The organism is Mesorhizobium sp. M7A.T.Ca.US.000.02.2.1, from assembly GCF_003996995.1.
Classification (GTDB): Bacteria; Pseudomonadota; Alphaproteobacteria; order Rhizobiales; family Rhizobiaceae; genus Mesorhizobium.
In genome coordinates this window covers 1-5,254 of record NZ_RZTT01000408.1, presented here as the reverse complement: position 1 = coordinate 5,254, position 5,254 = coordinate 1, and the positions used below count along the sequence as shown (strand labels likewise).

Here is a 5,254-nt window from a genome sequence, read left to right as displayed (position 1 = left end):
TTTGCCGGCCGTTCGACCCGGCCTGGTTTCGCCGCCAAAACGCAAAACCGCCGGCACTGGGCCGGCGGTTTCGAAACGCAATAACACGGAACTCGATTACATAAGCCTGAGATAATAGAACGCGATTATGGCCGAACTCCGGCCGGCATCGCGCACGAAACTGTTACATCGCGCCGGATTCTTCCTCGAAACCGTCATCATCGCCGCGCTCAGGGCCGCCATTCTCGAGGAATTTTTCGGCGATCAGCCCGGCATTCTGCCTGATCGACAACTCGATCTCGCGTGCCGTGTCGGGATTGTCACGCAGGAACAGCTTGGCATTTTCGCGGCCCTGGCCGAGACGCTGCGAGTTATAGGAAAACCAGGCGCCAGACTTCTCGACAATACCAGCCTTGACCCCGAGATCGACCAGTTCGCCGGTTTTGGAGACGCCCTCACCAAACATGATGTCGAATTCGACCACCTTGAAGGGCGGCGCCAGCTTGTTCTTGACCACCTTGACGCGGGTCTGGTTGCCGACAACCTCGTCGCGGTCCTTGATCGAGCCGATGCGGCGGATGTCGAGGCGCACCGAAGCGTAGAATTTCAGCGCATTGCCGCCGGTGGTGGTTTCAGGCGAGCCGAACATGACGCCGATCTTCATGCGGATCTGGTTGATGAAGATGACCATGGTGTTGGAGCGCGAAATCGACGCGGTCAGCTTGCGCAGCGCCTGGCTCATAAGGCGGGCCTGCAGGCCGGGCAGCGAATCGCCCATCTCGCCTTCAATTTCGGCGCGTGGCGTCAGCGCCGCGACCGAATCGACCACCAGCACGTCGATGGCGCCGGAGCGCACCAGCGTGTCGCAGATTTCCAGCGCCTGCTCCCCAGTGTCAGGCTGCGAGATCAGAAGGTTTTCGAGATCGACGCCAAGCTTGCGGGCATAGACCGGGTCAAGCGCGTGCTCGGCATCGACGAAGGCGCAGATGCCGCCCTTCTTCTGGGCTTCGGCAACGGTGTGCAGGGCAAGCGTCGTCTTGCCCGAGCTTTCCGGCCCGTAGATCTCGATGATGCGGCCGCGCGGCAGGCCACCGACGCCAAGCGCGATGTCGAGGCCAAGCGAGCCGGTCGGCACCGTTTCAATCTCGACGACCTGATCGTTGGCGCCGAGCCGCATGATCGAGCCCTTGCCGAAAGCCCGCTCGATCTGCGACAGCGCCGCATCCAGAGCCTTTGATTTGTCCACTGCCTTGTCCTCTACCAGCCGCAAAGAATTCTGAGCCATGATACATCACCCCTTGGTCGTCAATGAAGGCCGGACAATCCGTAATCCCTGCCTATTTGTACCTTTTTTGTTCTCATTTGGCAAGGGGGGTCAAATAACTGAAAAACAAGCAATATCCGGATTTGTTCTTTTTTTGTCCAGGGATTCGATCAGGAATGCACCGCACGTTGGGCCAGACGGCTCGGTTGTTTCGACCTGCCGAATCGCCGCCTCGCATGCGAAGCTCCGTCGCACCTAGCGCTTGTGCGGCTGGAATAACAAAGGTCATATCGCCGGCATGCTGAAATCCGCGAAAATACTGGCCATAGGCGGCGCCCATATCGACCGACGCGGCCAGGTGTCCGGCGCTTACGTGCCTGCCGCCTCCAATCCGGGCACAATGCGCGAGGATGTCGGCGGCGGCGTCTTCAATGCTTTGCGCAGCGCCGTGCGGCGCGGCGTCTCCGCGTCGCTGATGTCGGTTCGCGGCGGCGATGCCGCTGCCGATACCGTTTCGCGAGCCATCGCCGAGACAGGCATTACCGACCTGTCGGCGGTCTTCCTCGACCGCACGACGCCGAGTTACACGGCGCTGATCGACAGCGAGGGCGAGCTGATCGTCGGCTTCGCCGACATGGCGCTCTATGAGTTGGCGTTTCCCAAGCAGATCAGGCGCTCCAAGGTGCGAGAGGTGATCGCTGCCGCCGACGCTATCCTGTGCGACGCCAACCTGCCTTCTTCGGCGCTGGAACGGCTGGTGGCGCTCGCCGCGGGCAAGCCGGTTTTCACCATCGCCATCTCGCCGGCCAAGGCGGTCCGGTTGATACCGGTGCTGAAGGAGCTCTCGCTGGTCTTCATGAACCGGCGCGAGGCCATGGTGCTGGCCGGCGTCGCCGCGAATGCCAGGCAGCGCGAGGTCGTCGACGGGTTGCGATGCAGCGGCCTCGTCAGTGGCGTGGTGACGGCGGGCGAGGCGCCCGTGCTGGGGTTCGATGAAACAGGCGCCTTTTCGATCATGCCGCCCAATCCCCGAAAGGTCGCTGACGTCACCGGGGCCGGTGATGCGCTGGCGGGCGCAACGGTCGCTGCCTTGCTGCGCGGACTGCCGCTGCGGGTGGCCCTGCGCGAAGGCATCGCCGGGGCGACGCTTGCCATCGAAAGCGCCAACGCCGTTCCCGAGTTCACCGCCTCAAGCTTCGCGGAAGCGCTGGCTCTTGTGCCGGATGCCAGGGAAGTGGCATGAGACCGGCGAATTCATAGTGCCGCGATGTTGCCTGGTGTCCCCACGGACGCGCCGCATTCCGGATTGGAGACCCTGATGACCCCTGAGACCGCCCGCCCCCTCATCGACATCCACGCGCCGGTGGCGCAGGCTCTGGCTGCCGGCCGGCCGGTGGTGGCGCTGGAAAGCACCATCATCACCCATGGCATGCCCTACCCCGACAATGGCGCCATGGCGGCCGACGTTGAAAAGATCATCACCGATGGCGGCGCCGTGCCGGCGACGATCGCCGTGGTTGGCGGCCGCATCAAGATCGGGCTTTCGGACGGCGAGCGCGAATCGCTGGCGATGACGGGCGACGCCATGAAGCTGTCGCGCGCCGATCTCGGTTTTGCCGTGGCGCAAGGGCGTACCGGTGGCACCACGGTCGCCGCCACGATGATCGCGGCGCATATGGTCGGCATAAAAGTGTTCGCCACCGGCGGCATCGGCGGCGTGCACAAGGGCGCCGAAAAGAGTTTTGACATTTCCGCCGATCTCGACGAGCTGGCGCGCACGCCGGTCATCGTCGTCTCGGCCGGCGCCAAGGCCATTCTCGACATCGAAAAGACGCTGGAAGTGCTGGAGACGCGCGGCGTGCCGGTGGTCGGCCTTGGCTGCGAGACGATGCCGGCCTTCTGGTCCAGGCATTCGCCGTTCCGCGCGCCGCTGACTTTGCACGAGCCGGAAGAGATCGCGCATTTCTACCAGACGAGGGCAGCGCTGGGGCTCGCCGGCGGCATGCTGATCGCCAATCCGGTGCCGGAGAACCAGGAAATCCCGGCTGAGGAGATGGCGGGCTATATCGACGCCGCGCAGAAGGCCGCAGAAGCGCTCAACGTGACCGGCAAGGCGGTGACGCCGTTCCTGCTGGGAAAGATTCTCGAACTGACTGGCGGCAGGAGCCTGAAGACGAACATCGCGCTGGTCGAGAATAATGCGCGGCTGGCGGCGAGGATTGCGAAGGCGCTTTAGGGTCACGCAGCGAAGGTTCCCCCTCACCCGGATTGCCGAGACCGAATTGCAAAGAACAATTCGGGGCAATCCGACCTCTCCCCGAGGGGAGAGGAGCTTACAGCGCCGACGTCGACCTCTTCTCCCCTCGGGGAGAAGGTGGCCGCGAAGCGGACGGATGAGGGGGTGGCCTCGCGCTTGCGGGAATCTACTTCCCCGCCCGACGCCCCGCCTCATACGCCCGCCGTGCCCAGATCGTCATCTCGTCGGGATCATCGAAAGCGCTGTCTGGAACGCTCCAGTAGGGCATGGCGACCAGCTTGCCGTGGCGCGAGCCGGTATAGGTCCATTGCGTGCAGCCGGCGGCCTCGAACTCGGGCACGCTTTGCTCGTCGGCCTTCAGCAGCAATTCACTGCGCAGCACGATGGCGACGATGACACCGTCGAAATAGATGCCCTTGCCGCCGAACAGTTTTCGGATGCTGACAGGACCGAGGCCCTCGAACAGTTCGGCGATGCGCTCATTGTCCATGCCGCGATCATGTCACCGGCGTTTGGCCTTGTCATCGCCGCAACCAAAATCATGCTGACAGGTTGTGTGAGGTCGATCGGAGTTTCCCGCTATGCCCGTGCTGCTCAAAGGCTCCTGCCGCTGCAATGCCGTCCGTTTCGAGGTGGAGAGCCACACGCCGGCGCCATTCATGCTGTGCTACTGCTCGATCTGCCGCAAGCAGCAGGGCGGCGGCGGGTTTGCCATCAATCTCGGTGCCGACAACGAAACACTGAACATCAGGGGCAAGCGCAGCCTCGGCGTCTTTCGGGCGGAGATCGAGGACGACGAGCATCCGCATTGCGAAATCTCAACCGGCGAGCGCAATTTCTGCAAGAAATGCGGCTCAGCCCTTTGGCTCTACGACCCGACATGGCCGGAGCTGGTGCATCCCTTCGCTTCGGCGATCGACAGCGATTTACCCATTCCGCCAAGCAAGGTGCACCTCATGCTGAAATACAAGGCGAACTGGGTGGAGCCGGTGGTTGGCAAGCATGACAAGGTCTTCGACATCTATCCCGAGGAATCGATCGCCGACTCGCACAAGCGGACGGGCATGTGGGTGGAGTGAATTTCTTCGCGCCGTTTACGGGGAGGTGAGGAGTGATCCGCGCAGCGGACGAAAAGCCAATTGCTTGGCCTTCGAACGACGAACGCCGGCAGATGAGGAGCGGCGCTAACTTTGGAGAGGCCGGCGCTGCCTATCATCCGTCACTTCGTGACACCTTCTCCCCGTCAACGGGGCGAAGGAAAAACTCAGGAAGCGCGGGCTTCTGCCAGTGCCTTCAGGTCGGCCGGCTTGAGTTCGACGGATTCGCCGCAACCGCAGGCCGAGCTCTGGTTCGGATTGTGGAAGGTGAAACCGGTGCGCAGCGTCGTCTGCTCGAAATCCATCTCGGTGCCGAACAGGAAAAGTGCTGCTTCCGGTGCGACATAGACATGCGCGCCATCGCGCTCGATATGGTCGTCCTTGGTGTTGGGCTCGGTCACCAGATCGACCGTATATTCCATGCCGGCGCAGCCGCCCTTCTTGATGCCGAGGCGGATGCCGTGCGCGTTGTCGCGGGTGGCGACAATCTCGCGCACCCGGTCGGCGGCCTTTTCGGTCATCGTGATGACGGCGAAGCGTCCCATGTTTTTCCTTCTCCATTCCATGCAGGTTCAAGGCCTGCCGAATGATTCCTCACCTAAAATGGTGAAGTTTTATCCCTGGTGCAAGTGTGCCAGGCTCGACGCTAGTACCAGC

Annotated in this window: 6 protein-coding genes; 3 read left to right on the top strand and 3 right to left on the bottom strand. The window is 62.6% G+C overall.

What is annotated here, in order from left to right; translation table 11 throughout:
* Window positions 1-163: 163 nt before the first annotated feature.
* Window positions 164-1,264 (bottom strand): recombinase RecA, encoded by a 1,101-nt coding sequence (gene recA / locus EOD15_RS27880; protein ID WP_027036993.1) that lies wholly within the window; start codon window positions 1,262-1,264, stop codon window positions 164-166.
* 277 nt (window positions 1,265-1,541) lie between these two features.
* On the opposite strand from recA, the gene EOD15_RS27875 reads away from it, so the two are divergent.
* Window positions 1,542-2,486: a carbohydrate kinase family protein gene (locus EOD15_RS27875; protein WP_127409031.1), complete on the top strand. Its 945-nt coding sequence runs from the start codon at window positions 1,542-1,544 to the stop codon at window positions 2,484-2,486.
* Between the two features lie 75 nt (window positions 2,487-2,561).
* The gene (locus EOD15_RS27870; protein ID WP_127409030.1) at window positions 2,562-3,479 is read left to right on the top strand and encodes a pseudouridine-5'-phosphate glycosidase; all 918 of its coding nucleotides are present in this window, start codon (window positions 2,562-2,564) and stop codon (window positions 3,477-3,479) included.
* A gap of 187 nt (window positions 3,480-3,666) precedes the next feature.
* Here the strand turns inward: EOD15_RS27870 and EOD15_RS27865 are convergent, their stop codons facing one another.
* Window positions 3,667-3,990 carry a TfoX/Sxy family protein gene (locus EOD15_RS27865; protein WP_127319466.1) on the bottom strand — a complete coding sequence of 108 codons (324 nt, stop codon included), beginning with the start codon at window positions 3,988-3,990 and terminating at the stop codon, window positions 3,667-3,669.
* Between the two features lie 91 nt (window positions 3,991-4,081).
* Between EOD15_RS27865 and EOD15_RS27860 the strand changes: the two genes are divergently transcribed.
* Window positions 4,082-4,579, top strand: a complete 498-nt coding sequence (locus tag EOD15_RS27860; RefSeq protein ID WP_127319468.1) for a GFA family protein — start codon at window positions 4,082-4,084, stop codon at window positions 4,577-4,579.
* 185 nt (window positions 4,580-4,764) lie between these two features.
* Here the strand turns inward: EOD15_RS27860 and sufA are convergent, their stop codons facing one another.
* The gene (gene sufA, locus EOD15_RS27855; RefSeq protein WP_127319470.1) at window positions 4,765-5,142 is read right to left on the bottom strand and encodes a Fe-S cluster assembly scaffold SufA; all 378 of its coding nucleotides are present in this window, start codon (window positions 5,140-5,142) and stop codon (window positions 4,765-4,767) included.
* Window positions 5,143-5,254: the final 112 nt, after the last annotated feature.

Bases quoted from the DNA above. Each gene is read 5' to 3' on its own strand.
- EOD15_RS27875 (WP_127409031.1), top strand. From the start codon at position 1,542: ATGCTGAAATCCGCGAAAATACTGGCCATAGGCGGCGCCCATATCGAC.
- EOD15_RS27860 (WP_127319468.1), top strand. From the start codon at position 4,082: ATGCCCGTGCTGCTCAAAGGCTCCTGCCGCTGCAATGCCGTCCGTTTC.
- sufA (WP_127319470.1), bottom strand. From the start codon at position 5,142: ATGGGACGCTTCGCCGTCATCACGATGACCGAAAAGGCCGCCGACCGG.
- EOD15_RS27870 (WP_127409030.1), top strand. From the start codon at position 2,562: ATGACCCCTGAGACCGCCCGCCCCCTCATCGACATCCACGCGCCGGTG.
- EOD15_RS27865 (WP_127319466.1), bottom strand. From the start codon at position 3,990: ATGGACAATGAGCGCATCGCCGAACTGTTCGAGGGCCTCGGTCCTGTC.
- recA (WP_027036993.1), bottom strand. From the start codon at position 1,264: ATGGCTCAGAATTCTTTGCGGCTGGTAGAGGACAAGGCAGTGGACAAA.